15 protein-coding genes and 1 pseudogene are annotated in these 20,736 nt (G+C 67.6%); 4 read left to right on the top strand and 12 right to left on the bottom strand.

Features of this window, described 5'->3' with window-relative positions; translation table 11 throughout:
- Positions 1-102: 102 nt before the first annotated feature.
- Positions 103-1,719, bottom strand: a complete 1,617-nt coding sequence (locus ACFK0J_RS04355) for an ABC transporter substrate-binding protein (protein ID WP_378736794.1) — start codon at positions 1,717-1,719, stop codon at positions 103-105.
- A 455-nt stretch (positions 1,720-2,174) separates the two neighbouring features.
- Positions 2,175-3,776, bottom strand: coding sequence for an amidophosphoribosyltransferase (purF, locus tag ACFK0J_RS04350; RefSeq protein WP_378736792.1), 1,602 nt, complete (start codon positions 3,774-3,776; stop codon positions 2,175-2,177).
- A 232-nt stretch (positions 3,777-4,008) separates the two neighbouring features.
- Here purF and ACFK0J_RS04345 point away from each other — a divergent pair, with 232 nt between their 5' ends.
- Together ACFK0J_RS04345 and ACFK0J_RS04340 are read left to right on the top strand one after the other, a co-directional pair.
- Positions 4,009-5,277 (top strand): YhgE/Pip domain-containing protein, encoded by a 1,269-nt coding sequence (locus ACFK0J_RS04345; protein WP_378742623.1) that lies wholly within the window; start codon positions 4,009-4,011, stop codon positions 5,275-5,277.
- A 38-nt stretch (positions 5,278-5,315) separates the two neighbouring features.
- Positions 5,316-6,326, top strand: coding sequence for an acyl-CoA dehydrogenase family protein (locus ACFK0J_RS04340; protein WP_378736790.1), 1,011 nt, complete (start codon positions 5,316-5,318; stop codon positions 6,324-6,326).
- Positions 6,327-6,334: 8 nt separating this feature from the next.
- Here ACFK0J_RS04340 and ACFK0J_RS04335 read toward each other — a convergent pair whose 3' ends face one another.
- The 4 genes from ACFK0J_RS04335 to ACFK0J_RS04320 form a co-directional block, all read right to left on the bottom strand.
- Positions 6,335-6,727 (bottom strand): sterol carrier family protein, encoded by a 393-nt coding sequence (locus ACFK0J_RS04335; RefSeq protein WP_378736788.1) that lies wholly within the window; start codon positions 6,725-6,727, stop codon positions 6,335-6,337.
- A 101-nt stretch (positions 6,728-6,828) separates the two neighbouring features.
- Entirely contained in the window at positions 6,829-8,298 is a 1,470-nt protein-coding gene (locus ACFK0J_RS04330; RefSeq protein WP_378736786.1) for a serine hydrolase domain-containing protein, read from the bottom strand.
- Between the two features lie 216 nt (positions 8,299-8,514).
- Positions 8,515-9,156, bottom strand: coding sequence for a CPBP family intramembrane glutamic endopeptidase (locus ACFK0J_RS04325; RefSeq protein WP_378736785.1), 642 nt, complete (start codon positions 9,154-9,156; stop codon positions 8,515-8,517).
- On the bottom strand, positions 9,153-10,889 hold the full coding sequence (locus tag ACFK0J_RS04320; RefSeq protein ID WP_378736783.1) for an alpha/beta hydrolase: 1,737 nt from the start codon (positions 10,887-10,889) through the stop codon (positions 9,153-9,155). The genes ACFK0J_RS04325 and ACFK0J_RS04320 overlap by 4 nt, the downstream gene beginning before the upstream one ends.
- Before the next feature lie 204 nt (positions 10,890-11,093).
- On the opposite strand from ACFK0J_RS04320, the gene ACFK0J_RS04315 reads away from it, so the two are divergent.
- Positions 11,094-11,384 carry a YiaA/YiaB family inner membrane protein gene (locus ACFK0J_RS04315; RefSeq protein WP_378736781.1) on the top strand — a complete coding sequence of 97 codons (291 nt, stop codon included), beginning with the start codon at positions 11,094-11,096 and terminating at the stop codon, positions 11,382-11,384.
- A gap of 57 nt (positions 11,385-11,441) precedes the next feature.
- Here ACFK0J_RS04315 and ACFK0J_RS04310 read toward each other — a convergent pair.
- Positions 11,442-11,579, bottom strand: a pseudogene (locus ACFK0J_RS04310) (hypothetical protein); the annotation flags it as partial.
- A gap of 47 nt (positions 11,580-11,626) precedes the next feature.
- On the bottom strand, positions 11,627-13,963 hold the full coding sequence (gene purL / locus ACFK0J_RS04305) for a phosphoribosylformylglycinamidine synthase subunit PurL (protein WP_378736779.1): 2,337 nt from the start codon (positions 13,961-13,963) through the stop codon (positions 11,627-11,629).
- Between the two features lie 275 nt (positions 13,964-14,238).
- Between purL and ACFK0J_RS04300 the strand changes: the two genes are divergently transcribed.
- On the top strand, positions 14,239-15,543 hold the full coding sequence (locus ACFK0J_RS04300; protein WP_378736777.1) for a glycosyltransferase 87 family protein: 1,305 nt from the start codon (positions 14,239-14,241) through the stop codon (positions 15,541-15,543).
- Here ACFK0J_RS04300 and ACFK0J_RS04295 read toward each other — a convergent pair.
- From ACFK0J_RS04295 to ACFK0J_RS04280, 4 genes are all read right to left on the bottom strand, one after another.
- Entirely contained in the window at positions 15,492-16,790 is a 1,299-nt protein-coding gene (locus tag ACFK0J_RS04295; protein ID WP_378736775.1) for a M18 family aminopeptidase, read from the bottom strand. The two genes, ACFK0J_RS04300 and ACFK0J_RS04295, sit on opposite strands and share 52 nt — an antisense overlap.
- 27 nt (positions 16,791-16,817) lie before the next feature.
- Positions 16,818-18,188, bottom strand: a complete 1,371-nt coding sequence (locus ACFK0J_RS04290; RefSeq protein WP_378736773.1) for a S1 family peptidase — start codon at positions 18,186-18,188, stop codon at positions 16,818-16,820.
- A 197-nt stretch (positions 18,189-18,385) separates the two neighbouring features.
- The gene (locus ACFK0J_RS04285) at positions 18,386-19,615 is read right to left on the bottom strand and encodes an ABC transporter permease (RefSeq protein ID WP_378736771.1); all 1,230 of its coding nucleotides are present in this window, start codon (positions 19,613-19,615) and stop codon (positions 18,386-18,388) included.
- Positions 19,612-20,466 (bottom strand): ABC transporter ATP-binding protein, encoded by an 855-nt coding sequence (locus tag ACFK0J_RS04280; protein ID WP_378742621.1) that lies wholly within the window; start codon positions 20,464-20,466, stop codon positions 19,612-19,614. The genes ACFK0J_RS04285 and ACFK0J_RS04280 overlap by 4 nt, the downstream gene beginning before the upstream one ends.
- Between the last annotated feature and the right edge of the window lie 270 nt (positions 20,467-20,736).

Below are 20,736 nucleotides of genomic sequence, written 5' to 3'. Positions count from 1 at the left end.
CCCCGCCCTTCCCTTTCCGTGGCACGCCGAAGCGCCGGGCCCGGGCCGGCGCTGGCTTCGTTTCTGGAGCAGCTATCGTCCCGGGCCCGGCTTCGCCGGATGTCACTTGCTCAGCACCGTGTAACGGAACTTGAACGAAGCGTCGAGAGTGTCCTCCACTCCCTGCACGTTCTTACCCGAGACGGCGATCTGCTTGCCGGACAACAGCGGAACGATCGGCAGGTGGTTCTGCGCGAGGTCGCGCTGCACCGCGGCGAGCAGCTGGAGCCGCTTGGCCTTGTCGCTTTCGGTGGCCTGACCGATCAGCTGGGCGTTGATGCTCGGGTCCTCGAAGTGCGACTCCAGGAAATTGTTCGGGCCGAAGAACGGGCTCAGGTAGTTGTCGGCGTCCGGGAAGTCCGGGAACCAACCGAATTGGTAGAGCGGATACGAATCGCGCGCCCGTTCCCGCTGGTAGCTCACCCATTCGGTGGACTGCAGGTTCACCCGGAACAGCCCACTGGCCTCCAGCTGGGACTTGATCGCGGCGTATTCCTCGGAGCTGCTCGAACCGTAGTGGTCCGGGTTGTACTGCAGGTTCAGCTCGACCGGCGTCGCGACGCCCGCGTCGGCGAGGAACTTGGCTGCCTTCTCCTTGCTCGGGTCGGCGCCGTAGATCTCCTTGAACGGCTCCGTCGCGCCCGGAACACCCTGGGGCACCGACGAATACGCCGGCGTGTAGGTCCCCTTGTACACATTCTTGGCCAGCGCGGCCCGATCGACCGTGGACGCGAGCGCCTTGCGCACGGCCAGCTTCTGCTCCGGGGTACCGCCGGGCATGGTGTTCATGTTGAACACGATGTACCGCAGCTCACCGCCGGGGCCCTCGTGCACGGTGACCTTGCTGTCGTTGCGCAGCGAATCGATATCGGTGGGCGTCAACGAACGGTAGGCAACATCGAGCGACCCGTTCTGCAGGTCGAGCTTCATGTTGTCGGTGGTGGCGTAGTACTTGGTCGACACCGTCTTGGTCTTCGGTGTACCGAGAATGCCGTTGTAGTCCGGGTTCGCCCGGTATTCCACCAGCTTGTTCTTGTCGTAGCTGGCGATGGTGTACGGGCCCGAGTAGCCCTTGTTCTTCACCACTTCCTCGTCGGCCATCACCCGGTCCGGTGCGTACACCTTTTCGTCGACGATCGGACCCGCCTGGGTCGGCAGGATCGCCGGGAAGGTTTGGTCGTTGGCGACCTTCAGCGTGAAGTTGACGGTGCGGTCGTCCGGGGCATCGGTTTTCTCGAGGTTGTTGAGCAGCGCTGCGGGGCCGTTCGGGTCGTTGATCTTGACCAGCCGGTCGAAGGAGAACTTGACGCTCTTGGCGGTCAACGGGTTTCCGTTGGCGAACTTCAAGTTCGGCTTCATGGTGCAGGTGTACACCGTCGGGCTGGTGAACTCGCACTTCTCCGCGGCGTCCGGCTTCGGCGTCGCGTCGCCGGGCGCGAAGTTCAGCACGTACTGATAGAACTGCGTTTCCGCGACCAGGGAGCCGTTGTCGTAGGCGGCTGCCGGGTCGAGCGAGAAGATTTTGTCCGTGGTGCCGGCCAGCAAGCCGCCACCGTCACCACCATCACCGGTCCGGCCGGAACCGCAGCCCGCCAAGGCGGACGCCACCAGCGACGCCAGGCCGACGGCCGCGATAGTTCGCGTCCGGGTCCGGCCCCCAGGTGTCCTTGAAACCAACATCAGGGCCCCACTTCTCGAGCGCCGCACCGCGTTGTCCTGGATCGCAGGCCCGGTGCGGACACAATGAACTTCCGATCTGACGGGCACCGTACCCACGAACCATTTCCTGCACGTTGCGTTTTCACAGAAAAAATCACCGGGGTGTTAGCAGGCGTTGCAAATAGCGCACCACGGGGGCCGGATCACCGGACGAATGTCCAGGATTGCACTAGATCATCAGCGAGGGTGTCCCGAGGACGCCATGGCACGTCACCGGACAGGAACCCGCCCGCACCGGCGACGCGCGCGCTCGACCCGCCGTACGCATGCCGTGTTCCGGGCGTGACTCAGCGTCCTGAATCGGCGGGGCATATCTGGCCATGACACGGCTGCGGACGGACCGCATCCGACTCCGCGAAACCGATGTCGGGGTTACCGGCATTTACCGACGGCGATGAATCATCGACGAGCCGTGATCACGGACGGCTCAGTGCGCTCGCATTCGCGTTCTCGCCCAGCAGCATTGCCTCGGGCTGTCCGGTGAGCATGCCTTCGAGCAGGTTCTTGCCGATGGCCGCCTCGGTGGGCAGCGCGATCGGGTAGCTGCCGTCGAAGCAGGCGCAGCACAGTCGGGAGCGCGGTTGTTCGGTGGCGGCGATCATGCCCTCGGTGGAGATGTAGCCGAGGGTGTCGGCACCGATCGAGCGGCGCACACCCTCCACCATCTCGTCGAAACTGCCTTCGGCGCCCGAGCCGTTGGCAATCAACTCGGCGGGCGAGGCGAAGTCGATGCCGTAGAAGCACGGCCATTTCACCGGCGGCGACGCGATCCGGACGTGGATCTCCAGCGCGCCCGCCTCGCGCAGCATGCGGATCAGCGCGCGCTGGGTGTTACCACGAACGATCGAGTCGTCCACCACGATCAGGCGCTTGCCGCGGATGACCTCGCGCAGCGGGTTGAGCTTCAGTCGGATGCCGAGCTGACGGATGGTCTGGCTCGGCTGGATGAAGGTACGCCCGACATAGGCGTTCTTCATCAGGCCCTGGCCGTAGGGCACGCCGGAGCCCTGTGCGTAGCCGACGGCGGCCGGGGTGCCGGATTCGGGCACCGGGATCACCAGATCGGCCTCGACCGGGTGCTCCTTGGCCAGGCGGCGGCCGATCTCGACCCGGGTGGCGTGTACCGAGCGGCCGGCGATGGTGCTGTCCGGCCGGGCCAGGTACACGTACTCGAAGACGCAGCCCTTGGGCTCGGGGTTGGCGAAACGCATCGACCGCACGCCGTCGGCATCGATCGCCAACAGTTCGCCGGGTTCGATCTCCCGGACGAACGCTGCGCCGACGATGTCCAATGCCGCGGTTTCGCTGGCAACAACCCAGCCACGGTCCAGCCGACCGAGGCACAGCGGACGGACACCGTGCGGGTCGCGGGCGGCGTAGAGCGTGTGCTCGTCCATGAAAGTCAGGCAGAACGCGCCCCGCAGCGTCGGCAACAGTTCCATCGCCGCCTGCTCGATGCTCGAATCCGCGGACGCGTGCGCGAGCAGCGCGGTGATCACGTCGGAGTCGGAGGTCGCGGCGATCGGCTGCGGGCGGCCGTTCGCGACGGTGGCGCCGATGAGTCCGAGTTCCCGTGCGCGACCGGCCAATTCGGCGGTATTCACCAGATTGCCGTTGTGGCCCAAGGCAAGTCCGGAACCCACCGAGGTGGTGCGGAAGATGGGCTGGGCATTTTCCCAGGTCACGCCGCCGGTGGTGGAGTAGCGGCAGTGGCCGACGGCGATGTGGCCCGGCATGGCGGCCAGCGTCTGCTCATCGAATACCTGGCTGACCAACCCGAGATCCTTGAAGACCAAGATCTGCGAACCGTCGGATACCGCGATGCCCGCCGCCTCCTGCCCGCGGTGTTGCAGCGCGTACAAGCCGTAGTACGTGAGCTTCGCCACGTCCTCGCTCGGCGCCCAGACTCCGAACACGCCACACTCTTCGCGTGGCTCGTTCTCGACCTGATCGGGGGTGGCGGCTGAGCCACTGTCATCGGAGATGGGGCTGTCGACCGGCAGTTCGGCGTTGGTCACCGTTTGCTCCCTGTTCGGGCGGGCTGGGGGCACGTTTCATTCTACGGGTGAAACTTCGTTCGCGATCACCGCCACCGCATACGAGCAGCAATCGGCGCGGCGGACGGGTCGGGACGTCGGCGCGGCAGCTGTTACGGTGCGAGCCGTGACGACTACCGACAGCGCGGACACCGGCAGCGGGGCGGGATCGAACACCGGAGCGGCGACACCGCAGCGCCGACCATGGACTCGCATGGTGCTGTTTCCCATCGGAGTGCTCACCCTCCTGACGACTCTGCTCGGCATCATGTATCTGGATTACGTCGTCGATCCGGAGAAGAATCTGCACGATTTCCCCATCGCGCTGGTGAACCAAGATGTGGGCGATGTCATCGGCACGGCCGATCGTGCGCAGCAGGTGAATTTCGGGAATCAGATCACCGACGCCCTCGTGAAAGGGGTGCCGTCGGACAAGGTCGACCTGCATGTGATCAGCATCAGCGAGGCCGAGCGGCAGATGCAGTCCGGTGAGGTCTACGGCGCGATCGTCATCCCGAGCGATTTCAGCAAACGACTCGGCATTCTCGGCGTCGGCAGTGTGATTCCGGGCGACATGGAGCGCCCGATCATCACCCTGCAGACCAATCCGCGCACCGGCGCGTTCGGCACCCAGATCGTGCTCCGGGTGGGCAATCAGGCGCTGACCGAGGTGAACAAGCAGGTCGGCAAGCAGCTCACCGACCAGGTGACCGAACAGCTGAAGCCGCAGCCCGGCGGACCGCCCGCGCCCGAGCTGTCCGGCGCCACCCGGGTCGCCCTGGCCGACCCGGTGAAAGTTGTTGTCCAGCAGTATCATCCGTTGCCCGACGGCACCGGCCAAGGGCTCACCGCGTTCTTCTACGCGCTGCTGTTGCTGCTCGCCGGGGTGGTCGGCGCGATGGTCATCCACACGATGATCGACGCCCAACTCGGCTTCATACCCACCGAATACGGGCCGTGGTTCGTGCACTACCCGCCGACACCCATCTCCCGCTTCCACACGCTGCTGATCAAGTGGGGCGTCATGGTGGTGACCGCGAATATCGTCTCGGCGGTCTTCCTCCTCGTCGGCAAGGCGCTGGATATGCCGATCGACCACCCGCTGGCCCTGTTCCTCTACAGCGCGCTCGCCATCATCGCCGTCGGCATTACCGGCCTGTCCACGCTGGCCGCGATCGGCTCGGCGGGCCTGCTGGTGAACCTGATCCTGTTCATCATCCTCGGCCTGCCCTCCTCCGGCGGCACCGTCCCGATCGAGGCAACCCCCCAGTACTTCGGCTGGCTGGCCTCCTTCGAACCGATGCACCAGGTCTTCCTCGGCATCCGCGCCATCCTCTACTTCGACGCCAGCTTCGAGTCCGGCCTCGCCCGCGGCGTCTGGATGGCCCTCGCCGGCCTCGCCATCGGCCTCACCTTCGGCGCCCTCATCACCCGCTTCTACGACCGCAAGGGCCTGCACCGCAGCAACCGGGTGACCGCCTGACCCGAATCCGGCCCGCTGGGCCGGGGATGATGGTCGACATGACGCCGTGGATCGAACACGCCCACCGACTGGCCGACGAGTTCCTCGCCCCACAGGCGGGTCCGGTCGACGCCGCCGCGGCAATACCGCGTGCGCATTTCGATCAGCTCGCCGCGGCGGGCTTCTATGGCATCGCCATGGGCGACGACGTGAATCCGGCCGTGTCGACCGAGGTCAGCGAGATCTTGATCGCGGGCTGCTTGGCGACGGCCTTCGTCTGGGCGCAGCATCACGGGGTCGCGCGGCGAATCAGCACCTCGCCGAATGCGGAACTGCGCGAACGGCTCACCGATGACATGCGGGACGGACGGGTACGGTCCGGCGTCACGTACGCGGGCGCCGCCGATAAGCCCGCTCTGATCGCCCGCCGAACCGACGGTGGCTATCTACTCGATGGGACAGCACCCTTCGTCACCGGCTGGGGCATGATCGACATCGTGGGGGTGACGGCGCGCGATGCGACCGACGAGAGGTCGCTGATCTGCGCGGTCGTGCCTGCCGTCGAGACAACGTCGCTGCGGGTTCGACCGATCCCGTTGACCGCCGCGAACGCGAGCAGGACCGTCACGGCGAGCTTCGAGAGCGTGTACGTCCCCGATGCCGACGTGGACAGACGCCTGTCGCTGCGATCGTTCCACGAGTCCTACATCATCGCCGCTTGGCGCAACGGCTCGCTCGCACTCGGCATCGTGCGGCGGTGCGTTGCCGAACTCGGCGCCCTCGGCATCGACGCCGGCGCACTGATCGACGAATCCGTCCTGGTTCGCAAGGAATTGGACAGCGCACTCGGCGGACAGTTCGACGTGTACGCCGCTCGGGCGCGGGCGTCCGAGTTGGCGATGCGGGCGGCAGCGGGGCTGGTAACCGCCACCGGCAGCGCTGCCATCACCCAGGGCTCCTTGGCCGAACGCACGCTGCGCGAAGCGACTTTCACGCTGGTGTTCGGATCCCGCCCACCCATCAAGGCGGCCTTGCTCGACCGCCTCACCGGAACTGCCGCACCCCGCTGACAGCGTGTTCAGTCGGGGGTCGGGCGGGTGATGGGGAGCCAGCGGGCTACTTCGGGGGCGCGGCTGCCGGAGGCGGTGAGGGCGCCGGAGTCTAGGGCGGTGGTGAAGTCGAGTAGGCCGGTGGCGAGGAGGAGCCAGGTGCGGGGGTCGGTTTCTACGACGTTGGGTGGGGTGCCTCGGGTGTGGCGGGGGCCTTCGATGCATTGGACTGCGACGAACGGGGGGACGCGTACCTCTACCGAATGGCCTGGGGCTGAGGCGGCCAGGGTTCGGGCGGTGGTGCGGACGGCGGCCGCGAGTTCGGTTCGGGTGGGGGCGGGTGCCGACTCGTCCCGCAACCAGTCACTCACCGCATCCACCGCCGACCTGAGTTCGGCCGGGCTCACCGTTTGTCGCGCCACGTCGCCGAGATTACCGGTGCCCACCGTGCCGGACTGCCACGTGTTGGTCCCGCACGCGGATAGGGCCGGGTGGTGGCCCGGCCCTCATCTTTCGCGAAGGATCAATTGGCGACTGCGGGCTGTTTCGGGGTGGCGCGCATGCCGACGTAGCAGGCCTCGGTGCCGTCTGCGAGGGTCGCGAAGACGATCGGCATGTAGTCCTCGCTGAAGGAGGGACCGGCGCCGGAGGCGGCGAAGACCGTTTCCGAGACGGGGGTGAGTTCCATGCTCAAGGGCGGGGACATGTCCTTCATATCGTCGACGAATTCGTACAGCATGTGACCGGAGCCGTCGTCCTGCTTGCTGACCGTGATGACGACGCCCGCCCGCTGGTAAGTGCCGACGAAGGGCGCGATGTCGACGGGGACCGGCGGCACGGCGGGGCCGAACGGCTCTGGCATCCGCACCCCGGCCAGTTCGGCGAGCAGTTCCCGGAACAGCGTCGCGTAAAGTTGGCGCGCGCCACCGCCGTTGGTAAGCAGCGCGACGGCGACACCGGCCGCGGGGACGGCCCGCAGGTAGCCGTACTGGCCGATCGCGGCACCGTCGTGGCCGAAGCCCTTGATGCCGTTCCAGTCGTACAGCGTCCAGCCGAGGCCCCAGCCGTCCGCGCTGACGGTCCACTTGTCCGGCACGTCGATCTCTCGATGCTGCATCGCCGCAACGGATTCGGCGGACAGCACGGTGGTGCCGTCGGCGGCGCGACCACCCTCCAGGTGCATCCGGGCGAATCGCACCATGTCACCGGCCGTGCTGATGACCCGTGCCGCGGGCGCGACCGAGCGCGGCATGATGTCCCACTCCGGGGCGGGCTCCGGGTACTGGCCCGGTGCGCCGAGATGGCTCATCGCGGTGCGGAACCGCAGCGCCTGCTCCGGCAACGTCACCAGATGGTCGAGACCCAATGGGGCAGCGAGCAAGTCCCGGACGGCTCGGTCGAAGGTCTTGCCGGTCAACACCTCGATGACGCGACCGAGCACCACGTAGCCGAGACTGCCGTATGACATCGCCGTGCCCGGTTTGCAGTCCAGCGCGACTTCCCCTGCGGCCCGGACGTATTCGGCGAGGCAGTTGTCACCGCGGCCGCCGTCGTAGTTGAAGTCGTTGGTCACACCGCCGGTGTGGCTGAGCAACTGCCGGACCGTGATCTGCTGTGTGGCTTCCGCATCCGGCGTGGCGAACTCGGGCAGTACCTCGACGACCGGCGCGTCGAGGTCGAGCTTGCCCTCGTCGACGAGCCGCATGATCAACGTCGCGGTGTAGACCTTGGCGATCGAGCCACACAGGAACACCGAGTCGGTGGTGACCGGCACGCCCGTGCCCCGATGCAGGACACCGCTGGCGATTTCGTAGACCTTGCCGTCGACCAGGATCGCCAGCGCCGCACCGGGCACATGGTTGGCGGCCCGGAGTTCGTCCAGCCGCTGCTGCCAGCGAGCCAGCGCGAATTCCCGACCGGTCGAGTCGGTAGTGCCCCAGTCGCCCCGCACTTTCCAGTCGCCGTTGGTATCCCAGTTCACGTTGTTCGACATGCCGTTTCTCCTGCTCGATCCAGTTGGCGCGTACGCCGTTCTCCTGTTGCGAACACTGTACGCATCCAGGAACGCTGTGCGCAAGTGCGCTTGCTGTAGCGCTCAGCCCATGCGACGAGGAGCACGACAGCCAGCGACAACGATCGCGGAAGAACCAGAAGATCGACGGCTACAGGTACCCGAGGAGAGCCCGGGCGTCGGTGTGACGCCGGGCAGTCAGGATTGCGTGCGCGCGGTTCCGAAAAGCCGGGCCAGGCGAGGCGCGATAGCACCGCCCGCATTGGTGGCGAAGTGGAGCAAGGCCGGGGCAGTGACGCTTTCGGTGCGACGGCGCAGCCAACCGAGTACAAAGCCACCCGCAGCGGTGGCGGCAACAGTGACCGGAACACTCTCCCCCGCCGCCCGGGCGGGGTGGATATGCCATAGGCCGAATATCAGTGCACCGAGCAGCGATCCAGCACGGGAGCCGAAAGCATTGTCCAGCAACGGATCCAGTGCGGCGCGGAAGACCATCTCTTCGCTGTAGACAGTACCGATCGGGATGTGCACCGCGATCCACTCGGCGTCGGACACCTCCGGCCCGCGATCGGCGAACTCGCGCAACCCTTCCCGCACGGGCGGAATAGCCAGGGCCACACCGTAACCGACGGCAACAAGCGCGCCGGAGACGATCCCGTACCGAAATCCCTTCGCCGAGAACCAGTTCGGGTTGCCATCGAAGGAGAGCGCGTAGGCGGTGGCGAATCCCGCATTGGCGGCCGTCCTACCACGGACACCGAGTCCGAGCCCGGGCAGCAACCAATTGCTCCATGCCAACGGAATACCAATGGCGACAACAGCTTCCGAAGCTCTACTCACTTGGTCTTCCGCTCGAAATCCTCGGCTACTTCCAGCTCCGCCCGTACCCGATCGGACAGGGCGGCGGACCAATCCGCCGGCGCGGCGATTGCCGCCCACCCGTCGAGCACGAGACTTCCGTAACGGTGCCCGTGCCCATCGGTGACGGCTTGGGCATTGGTGAGGTCGGCGGCCACCTGCCAGAAGGTGACGAACGGCCACCAGCGCATCTGCGAGGACACATCCGCGCCGCGCGGCTCGGACAGCCAATCCGGTTGCGAGAAAATGAGATCCGTCGACCACCAGACGATCGGGTCGGACGCGTGTTGCAGGTAGGCGATCCGCGGCGGCCGCCACTCGGTGGACGGGCGGGCGAGATCGGCACTGTCCGAGGCGAATCGCACGACCAGCCCGTCGGCGTACACCGGCTGGATCTCCCGTGAGCCGGGATCGCGCCGCGAAACGAACTGCTTCCACAGTCGATTCGAGTTCGGCGGCCCGACCCACAGCGCGCCGTCCACCTTCGTCCGCAGATCGGCGAGCCCGTCGAAGGCCGCCTCGGAACCCTGCGAGCCGAGACTTTCCCCGTACACCAGCAGCTTCGGCCGCTGCTCTCGCGGCCGCGCCGCCCAGTGCCGGTGGATCGCGTCGAACATCGCCCGGCCCGCGGTCATCGCCTTGCTCCGGTCCGCGAGGAACGACAGCACGCTGGGCAGATACGAGTACTGCGAGGCGACGATCGCGCTGTCGCCGCCGTACATGTACTCGATGGCCCCGGCGGCCATGGCATTCACCCAACCGGTGCCGGTGGTGGTCACCACCACGAGCACCTTGCGATCGAACGCGCCGGTCCGCTCGAGTTCCGCGGCCGCGAGTTCCGCCGGGTCCTCGCCCGGCTCGACCGATTCCAAGCCGACGTAGGCGCGGATCGGTTCCCGGGCCGGCCGGCCGGTCACCTCGCCGATCTTGCTCGCGGTCGGCCCGTGCGAAACGAACCATCTGCCCTCGTAGCCGAGGGTTTCCCATTTGGCCAGCGAGGCGGGGCTGCCGGAGCGTTCGGGTTGGACGGGTTGGATCGCGTTCACCGAGGTGTGGTCGTTGCGCACGCTGAACGCCGAGTTGGCGACGGCGAAGAAGGCCCGCGAGGCGACACCGTTGAAGATGGTCACGGCCAGCACGACCAGCACGAGGAAACCCGCGGCCGGTGCCAGCTCCCTCGGCACCCGCACCCAGTGGTTGAGCAGCCGGGCCAGGAACCGAATGGTCTCGCGCACCGTCCGGTAGACCGCGACCACCGCCGCACCCACCGCCAGGCTGAGCAACCCGGTGCGCAGGTAGGCGGGCGTCGTCGTGCCCGCCATCCCCATCAGCGCGGTGATCTCCCGCTGCCAGCGCGCCGACTGGACGAGCATCAATGCCGCGGTCACCGCGGCGGTGAACAGGATCGCGGACTTCACCGCGTAGCGCACCCAGGTGGGTGGCGGCGGGATCCTGGTCAGCCGTGGCCGCACCCATAACCGGAACAGCCACTCCAGCACACAGCCGACGCCGTAGCCGAGCGCGGCGTTGATCCCGCTGATCAGCCCCTGGAACAGCCAATCGCGCGGCAGCAGCGACGGGGTCACCGACAGCGCGAAGAACACCGTCGCGACGACGAGCCCGACGTAGTTCAGATCGATGATGTCTTCCAGGCGCCGCACAACCACGATGCCACGCGCACGCAGCTTCGTCAGGGTGGTGGCGGTCTCGAGCACCCGAACAGTATGGCGGTCCGGTACGGTCGGCGGCGCGTTGCCCGGGCCGCCGCGCGGCGCATCGCCGCCCATCCCCAGCGGCGGCGCCGCGGCCCGGCGGCACCGCTGAATCGGCCGGGTTTCGGCGGCGGTCGGCAACTACCCAGACCGCTCGAGTAGTTGTACGCGGTTGCGCGCGAAGGCGTGTCGGCAGACTTCTTACCCATGAGCACTTCCAGCGCACAGCCGAAAACCACCTCGGCGTTCATCGCGCAGGCCGCGATCGCGTTCGGCGTCAGCTTTCTCGGGGTGGGCGTCGGAATCTGTTACCTGCCACTGGATATGTGGCAGCGGGGCTTTCTGGCCATGTCCATGCTCTTCCTGGTGACCAGCACCTTCACCTTGGCGAAGGTGGTGCGTGACCAGCACGAAGCCGCGACCGTGCACGGTCGCATCGATCAGGCGCGGATGGAAAAGCTGCTCGCCGAGCACGATCCATTCAATTCCGTCGCCTGACGACGCTCCTGGGCGGGCCTTGTGCACGAGGGGTCCTGGCCCGCCCAGGTTCGCGTCTTATCCACTCACTCGCGCGGTGCGCGGCGGGAGCCATGTGCGCGACCGCCGCCACAGATCGCCGCGACTGTCGGCGAACCACACCACCAGGCCGTCGGCGTAGGTCGGCGGCACCTCGGGTGAGCCGGGGTCGTGCCGGGCGACGAATTCGCCCCCTACCTAGACCGCTCCAGCCTCAGGCGCGGTCACACCGCACTGGCCCCGAACAACTTCGGCAGCGTGCCTTCGTGTGCGGCACGCAGCTCGTCCATGGGGACGGAGAACAGCCCTTGCACCTCAATGGAATCCGTACCCTGGTCGACCACGCCGATGCGCGTCCACGGCAATTCGCGGGCGGTGCACATCTTGGTGAACCGGGTTTCCTCCGAACGCGGCACCGCGACGAGCACGCGCCCGGCCGATTCGGAGAACAATGTCACGAACGGATCGGCATCCTCGGGAAGCAGGATGCGGCAACCGGTTTCGCCGGCCAGCGCGGCCTCGACGACGGTCTGGATAAGCCCGCCCTCGGAAAGGTCGTGTGCCGCACTGATCATGCCGTCGCGCGAGCCCGCGGTGAGAACTTCGGCGAGCAGCTGCTCGCGCGCGAAGTCGACCTTGGGCGGCACGCCGCCGAGGTGGTCGTGCGCGACCTGCGACCAGATCGAGCCACCGAATTCGTCGTGCGTCTCGCCGAGCAGGATCAGCGTCTCCCCCGGCTCCAGGCCGAGCCCCGTTGGGATGCGCCGGTGCACGTCGTCGATCACGCCGAGCACGCCGACCACGGGGGTCGGCAGGATGGCCGTCTGCCCGGTCTGGTTGTAGAAGCTCACATTGCCGCCGGTAACCGGAATACCAAGGGCCACACAGCCGTCCGCGAGACCGCGGACGGCCTGCTGGAACTGCCACATCACGCCGGGATCCTCGGGGGAACCGAAGTTGAGGCAGTTGGTGACGGCCTTCGGGGTGGCGCCGGTGGTGGCGACATTGCGGTAGGCCTCGGCCAGCGCGAGCTGCGCGCCGGTGTACGGGTCCAGTTTGGTGTAGCGGCCGGACGCGTCGGTGGCCAGCGCGATGCCGCGGCCGGTCTGCTCGTCGATCCGGATGACGCCCGCGTCGGCGTGCTCGGCGAGCACGGTGTTGCCGCGCACGTAGCGGTCGTACTGCTCGGTGATCCACTTGCGGCTGCACAGCTGCGGGCTGGCCAGCATGTGCAGCAGTGTCGCGCGCAGTTCGTCGCCGGTCTTCGGGCGGGTCAACTTGTCGGTGCTGTCGGCGATCAGCGCGTCCTGCTCGTCCGGTCGCCGCACCGGCCGCTCGTACACCGGGCCCTCGTGCGCGACGGTGCGCGGCGGCACGTCGACGACGGTTTCGCCGTGCCAGGTGACGATCAGCCGGTCACCGTCGGTGACCTCACCGATCACCGTGGCGAGCACGTCCCACTTGCGGCACACCGCCATGAACGCGTCCACGTTCTCCGGCGTCACGACCGCGCACATGCGCTCCTGCGATTCGCTGGAAAGCACCTCGGCCGGGGTCATGCCGGTGGCGCGCAGCGGTACCCGGTCCAACTCGATGTGCATGCCGCCGTCGCCCGCGGCCGCCAGTTCGGAAGTGGCGCACGACAACCCGGCACCGCCGAGGTCCTGGATGCCGACCACCAGCTTGGCCGCGTACAGCTCGAGACAGCACTCGATGAGCACCTTCTCGGTGAATGGATCGCCGACCTGCACACTGGGCAGCTTCTTACGAGCTTGCCTTTCCCGCCCCGCCGACTCCGTCGGCTGCCATCCCCCTATGCCGGACTCGTCACCGGAGAAGGTGTCCGAGGCCAGCACGGAGACGCCACCGATGCCGTCGAGGCCGGTGCGCGCGCCGAACAGAATGATCTTGTTGCCGGTGCCGGAGGCGAAGGCGAGGTGCAGGTCCTCGATCCGCATCACACCCGCGCACAGCGCGTTCACCAGCGGATTGCCTTGGTAGGACGCGTCGAACACGGTCTCGCCGCCGATATTGGGCAGGCCGAGCGAATTGCCGTACCCACCGACGCCGCGCACCACACCGTCGACCACGCGCCGGGTATCGGGAGCATCCGCCGCGCCGAAACGCAACTGGTCCATCACCGCGATCGGCCGTGCGCCCATCGCCATGATGTCGCGCACGATGCCGCCGACACCGGTGGCCGCGCCCTGATACGGCTCGACATAGGAGGGGTGGTTGTGGCTTTCCACCTTGAAGGTGACCGCCCAGCCGTCGCCGACATCGACGACGCCCGCGTTCTCCCCGATGCCCGCGAGCATCGAGGCCCGCATCTGCTCAGTGGTGGTCTGGCCGAAGTAGCGCAGGTGCACCTTCGACGACTTGTAGGAGCAGTGCTCGCTCCACATCACCGAGTACATCGCCAGTTCGGCGTCGGTCGGCCGACGGCCGAGGATTTCCTTGATGCGGGCGTACTCGTCGTCCTTCAGACCCAGTTCTTTATAGGGTTGCGGCACGTCGGGAGTTGCTGCGGCTGCGCTGACGGTGTCGACCTGCGAAGTCACGGGGTACAGCGTCCTTTCGACCTGGTCGGGCGCGCTACGTGGTTACGCTGCGCTACCTCCTCCGCGCTCGACCCGACCATGCCGGGGGTCCTTGCGGGCCGGGAGCGCGAAGCTGGGGATTCGCCTGGAAGTTTAGCCGTGACGGTTGGTGGGCACCGGGCCGCATAGGCCTCCCGCCCGGTTCGCCGGATTCCTGTGCGCCCGGTCACAGGCCGTGCTAGTGACCACGCGCGCCGACGGCGGTCACATCGGGGCGCACCGATACTCTGGGCCCCGTGAACGAACGATCGGGGTTTGCGGATTCCGCTGAGCCGGTTGCCTCGAAGCACCCGCGGGCCGCCGCGAGCTCCGAGCCGACCGCCCCGGCGCGCGTTCCGATGTCGCGCGAGCAGCTGCGCTGGCTGCTGATCGCGGTCGGCCTGTTCATCGCGTCGGCGATCCTGTCGCTGCTCGCCCACTGGTGGTCCGGGTACATCGATCTACAGGTGTACCGCAACGGCGCCCGGGTCTGGCTCGACGACGGCGAGCTGTACGGGCCGATGCCGCCGGTCGCGGGCATCGGCTTGCCGTTCACCTACCCCCCGCTCGCCGCGCTGTTCTTCGCGCCGCTCGCGCTGATGCCATTGCTGCTCGCCGAGGTGCTGGTGCTGGTGACCTCGCTGGCGAGCCTGGCCGTCACGCTGTGGGTGGTGCTCGCGCGGATCCGCCCCGAGCTGTCCCGGCTGAGCACTCTGACGATCGTCATCGGCGCGGTCGCGCTGCTGCAGACCTTCGAGCCGCTGCGCCAGACCTTCGGCTTCGGCCAGATCAATCTGGTGCTGATGGCCGCGATCACGCTGGATTGCCTGGTGCGCAAGCCGTTCTGGCCGCGCGGCATGCTGATCGGCATCGCGGTGTCGGTCAAGCTGATCCCCGGCGGATACCTGCTGTACTTCCTGCTGCGCAAGGACTGGAAGGCGGCGGGCACGCTGGTCGTCTCCGCCATCGCCGCGGTCGGCCTCGGTTTTCTGTTGTTCCCCAGCGATTCGACCGAGTACTGGTTCCACACGCTCGCCGATACCGGCCGGATCGGGCCGCCGTACTTCGCGGGCAACCAGTCGATCAAGGGCATGGTTTTCCGGCTCGGCGTCGCCGACTCGGTGGCCACCCTGCTGTGGATCGCGCTGTCCCTGGTGGCCATCGCACTGGCCGCCGTCTGGATGCGCAGGCTGATCGACGCGGGTGCCACGGTGGCCGCGCTGCTGGTGAATGCCGCGGTGGTGCTGCTGGTTTCGCCGGTGTCCTGGTCGCACCACTGGGTGTGGATCGCACCCGCGCTGGTGGTGACCGCGGACGTCATCGTGCGCGGCAGACGCAGCCCGCTGTTTCTCGGCTGCGTCGGCGCGCTGACGCTGATGTTCCTGATCGGACCGCAGTGGCTGCTGCCGCACGCCGCGGACAAGGAACTCGGCTGGGCCTGGTGGCAGCAGCTCATCGGCAGCAGTTACGTGCTCGCCACCCTCGCGGTGTTCGTCGTCGCGGTGGCGACCTATCGACCGGTGACGGCGGGCGTGAGGAAGGCGGCCAGCGCCGCGGCGTAGGCCGGAACGTCTGCGGCGCCCATCATTTCGCGCGCCGAGTGCATCGCCAACTGCGCCGCGCCCACGTCGACCGTCGTCATGCCGGTGCCCGCGGCCGTCATCGGGCCGATGGTCGATCCGCACGGCAGATCGGCGCGATGGACGTAGCGCTGCAACGGAACTCCCGCCTGCGCGCACGCCAGTGCGAACGCGCCCGCGCCCACCGCGTCGGTGGCGTAGCGCAGGTTCTGGTTGACCTTCAACACCGGCCCGCCGTTCACCTCGATGCGGTGCGCGGGCTCGTGCCGGTCGGGGTAGTTGGGATGCGTCGCGTGCGCCATATCACCGGAGGCGCAGACCGAACCGGCCAGCGTCGCAAGGAATTCGGCGCGGTCGCCGCCGCGGGCCAGCACGATCCGCTCCAGCACCGTCGGCAGCAGATCGGACTGGGCGCCGCGGTCGGACTGGCTGCCGACCTCTTCGTGGTCGAACGTGGCGAATACCGGAATGGCCGCGCCGGGCTCCTCGACGGCGGCGAGGAAGGCGTGCAGGCCCGCGTAACAGGTGCCCTGGTTGTCCAGCCGAGGCGCGCTGACCAGATCCTGGTCCCGGCCGACTATCCGGCTGGGCGCCAGGTCGTGCGTCATCAGTTCCCAGCCGAGCACCGCGGCCGGATCGAGCTCCGCGTGCTCGGCGACGAACGCGAGGAATGAGCGCGGTTCGCGGCCGACGCCCCAGATAGCGTTGACGTGGCGCTGCGGATCGAGCGTGACGCCCTTGCGGTCCTCGGACAGGTGAATGGCCAGCTGCGGCACCCGCAGGATCGGCTCGTCGATGCGAACCAGCTGCTCGCGCATCGCATCTCCGTCGAGAACGCTCAGCCGCCCGGAGATGCCGAGCTCGCGATCCAGCCAGGAATTGAGCCAGGCGCCGCCGTAGGGCTCCAGGCCGACCAGCTGCCACCCGGCCGACGCCAGATCGGGGTGCTGTTTCACCCGCAGGTTCGGGCTGTCGGTGTGCGCGCCGACCACCCGGAACGGTGTGCTGCCCGCCGCGTCCGCCGTCGCCCAGGCGATCAGCGATCCACCACGCACCACGTAGTGCTTGCTCGGGCCGTCCGCCGGCCACGGCTGAGATTCGGTGAGCCTGGTGAAGCCGTGCGCCTCCAGTTCGCTCGCCACCGTGCGGCAGACGTGGAAGGGCGAGGGCGACGCATCGATGAACGCGCACAATCCGGCGGCGGTGGCGGCGGTGGCGGAAACGGGCATGATCGCGATCTTAGGGGCACCAGCCGATCAGCTGGTGCGGACTTTCAAGCCCGGGTGCTCCCGCAGCACCGTGCTGAGCGGCTGACCGAGCAGCACCGGCAGGTGACCGCAGGCGCCGTCCAACAGCGTGGTGGTGGTGACGATGGAGCTGTTGATGCCGACCGCCTTGGTGCCCGCCATGATCGGACCGCCGCTGTCACCCTGGTGACCGCACAGGGTGGTGAGGAACATTTCCTCGAACCGGACCGGTGTATCGCCGTGGCCGGGCACGTCGTTCAGCCAGGCGGTCTGGCCGGACGCGAGCACCATGCCGCAGGAGTAGCCGGACCGGAAGCCGGCCTTGCACACCACGCTGCCGTCGATCGGATCGGCAGTGCCGTCGATGCGCACGACATCACCCTGCCGTGCGGCTTCCGGCGCCGAGCCGGGGCTGCTGCCGGTATCCAGCGTGGGCGGCACGATCGACGGGGTCGGCGGCGACAGCTGTCCGGCCGAAACCAGGTTGTTCCGGAACCGGGGCGCGGCCGCCTCGTTGATCCGCAGGATCCCGTAGTCGTGCGGGCTGAAGCTGGACGCGTCGAAGTAGCCGAGTTCGGCGCCCAGCTTCGGCTTTTCACCGGGCACGTACCGTTCGTCGGAGGTGCCCCGCACAGTAAAGATGCGCTGTGGTTCGCGCGTGCGCTTCGCCTGCACGACAAGGTTGTTGGGATCGCAGTGACCGGCGGTGATGTTGACCGCGTTGCCCTTTTCGTCGGTGGCGTTGAAGCCGAACGAGCACCGGTGGGCCTCGCCGTCGACCTGGAAGGCGTAGGACTGGCCGCCGACGATGGCGCCGTCGGGCCCCTCGGCCGCAATCGACCGCACCTCGTCGGTGCTGTTGTCGGGCCGCGTTTCCGGCATCGTCGCCGTGATCGATCGAACCGGTCCCACCTCGGCGGGCAGTTGGATGTCTTTGGCGACGCGCACCGCGAAACTGTTGTGCGCCACATCGATTCCGTACCCGAAGATCGACTGGGCGACCGCGCGGGTCTGCCCGGCCAGCCAGCGTTCGAACGCGGCTCGGCGCTCCCGAAGGGTGGCCTCGCTGACGGACACCGTTTCCACGGTGAACCCCGCCGCCTCGGCGGCCGCCCGCGCGTGCCCGGAACTCACCCCGTCGGTGAGCGAGACGACCGGGCGGGCGCCGTCCATCCGGATACCGGCGAAAGCTGCCGGGTGGGCGATCCGAGCCGACCTGGCGTAGTCGGACAGTCGATGTGCCGCCTCGACCCGGTGCAGGTATTCGTCGGCGTCGATGCCGAGGTCGCGCCGCAACGCTTCGATCAGGCTCGGTGGCAGGAGGGCGGCCTCGGCCGGCGGGGCGGCCGAGGCGGGGATGGGGACCGACCCCGCGGCCATTGCGACACAGCACATCACCACTGCACGTCGGCAGCAACGTAGTGCTGTGCCGCCACGTAGCGCTGTATCGCGTAGACGGGGACCGAACGCCATCGAGATGCCTCCTGACCGAACAGACAGTGGGTGCAGTCGCCGATGTTATAGTCACACCAGTCACAAAACGGACTATCCGGTCCGGTCGCGTGTCTATCGATGTTTCACTTTGCGTCAGCGCGAAGCGCGGTGCGCACCGACACCCGGCTGCCGGTGAGCAGGATGGCGTTGCCGTAGATCCGACCGGCCAGCCGGGCCACCACCGCGATGGTCAGCACCATCGCGACCAGCGCGCCCGTCATCTGCCAACCGGGCACGTCATAGGCCACGCGCATCGGCATCACCACCGGAGACAACAACGGAATCATCGACAGCACCGTCGATGAGGTGCCGTGCGGATCCGCCGGCACGATGGACTGCCCGATCAGATAGGCCGCGATCACCACAACGGAGATCGGAACCGCCACCGACGCGAGATCCTCCTGCCGCGACACCAGCGACGCGGCCGCCGCGATCACCAGGGCATACAGGAAGTAGCCGAGCAGGTACCACACCACCGCCCACCCGACGACGCCGCTGACCATCGCGGTCGAGAGTTCCAGCACCCCGGTGGCAAAGGCGCTGACCATCCCGGCCACGGCGACCACCGCGACCTGGATGATGGTCACCAGCCCGATGCCGACCACCTTGCCTGCCAACAGCTCCCACGGACGGATCGTCGCGAGCAGCAGCTCGACAATGCGATTGGCCTTCTCCTCGACGACACCCTGCCCGGTCAGCTGGATACTGATCAGCAGCATCACGTAGCTGAGCACCCCGATCACCGCCGCCATGCCGATGCGCGCACCCCGATGCTCGTCGGCCGGTTGCAGCGGTTGCACATCGACCTTCGCCTCGGCAATCGCGCGCTCCACCGTGGCCGGATCCCCGCCGAGCCAGGCGATTTCCTGATGCATCGCGGCCTGGCGGACGACCAGGCCGAAAGCGGTGCGCAAGCCGTCCGGCAGCGCGGACTTCACTACCACCTGGAGCTGCCCGTTGGCCGCGCCGACGAGCAACGCCGTCAGATCGCCCTGCTGGACCTGTTGCTCACCGGCGTTCCGGTCGACCACGGTGGTCTCGATCGGCTGTCCCGACGCCGCTCCCGCGGCGACGAGCAGCTGCTGGAACTGGACCGTGTCCGCCGTCACCCCAACCTTTTCCGCCTCGGCGGTAGCGCCCTTGTCGAGGAAGTGGAACAGCAGCACTGTGCCGACGACGGCGAGCACCAGGACTGCCGTGATGGCGGCAAAGGCTTTGGATCGGAGCCGGACCTCGATCTCCCGCGCCGCGACGATTCGGATCGCCTGCGCGGCGGAGAGACGCCCGGCGGCTCGGGTGCTCCGCTCCCTCATGCCGCCACCTCTACTGATGAATCGGCCGTCGCATCTCGGAACAGATCGGTCAAAGTGGGTTGTACCCGGCCGAATTCACGTACCGGCCCGGCCGCGAGCGCGGTGGTGAGCACCAGATGGTCGTCGACGTGATCCTCCAGCCGCAGGACCCACCGGGACTCCTCGCGTCCGTCCACCGAGACACCGGGCATTCGGGTGATCCAGTCGTCGTCCAGGCCGGGCGCATCGATGGCGACCAATGCCGGTCCGCGGCCACGCAATTCATCAACCGTCCCACAGGCCACCATCGTCCCATTACGGACGATTCCGACACGATCGCATAACCGTTCGACCAGATCGAGCTGATGCGACGAGAACAGCACCGGGCTGCCCTGCTCCGCACTGCGTTCGCGCAGCACCGAACTCATCACGTCGACCGCCACCGGATCCAAGCCGGAGAACGGCTCGTCCAGCACCAGCACGTCCGGATTGTGCACCAGGGCCGTCGCCAGCTGCACGCGTTGCTGATTGCCGAGACTGAGCTTCAGGACATCGTCGTCGGCACGCTGTTCGATACCGAGCCGCATCATCCACAGCTGCGCGGCGGCCGACGCCTCGAAATCCGAAAAACCGTGTAGCCGAGCGAAATATTGCAGCTGCGCACCCACCTTCATCCGCGGGTACAGGCCGCGCTCCTCCGGCATGTAGCCGATGCGCCGCCGCGTCACCAGATCCACTCGGCGCCCATCGAACCGGACTTCCCCCGCATCGGCGGCCATCACCCCCATGATGATTCGCATAGTGGTCGTCTTGCCCGCACCGTTGGAGCCGACGAACCCGAACAACTCCCCCGGGCGCACATCGAACGTCATGTCGGACAACGCGACAACGTCGCCGTAGCGCTTGGTCAATCCCGAAATTTCCAACACGTGAGATTCGTACCTTCCACTCGTCGCACGATCGTCTTCGCGTACACGAGGCAGCCCGACCGGCCGGATCGAACTCCGCCGAACGCCGCGCAGGGCACGGCGACACCATGCCAGAAACGACGTGATCCGCCCGCTCAACACACCGAAAGGCCGGTGCGCTCGTGAATCCACTTCTTTTCCTGCGGTTTCGCGAGCACCCGCGGACGGGCCGGA

The organism is Nocardia brasiliensis (assembly GCF_042691675.1).
Lineage (GTDB): Bacteria > Actinomycetota > Actinomycetes > Mycobacteriales > Mycobacteriaceae > Nocardia > Nocardia brasiliensis_D.
Note: the sequence above shows the minus strand (reverse complement) of the source record. Positions and strands in the feature narration are given on the sequence as shown.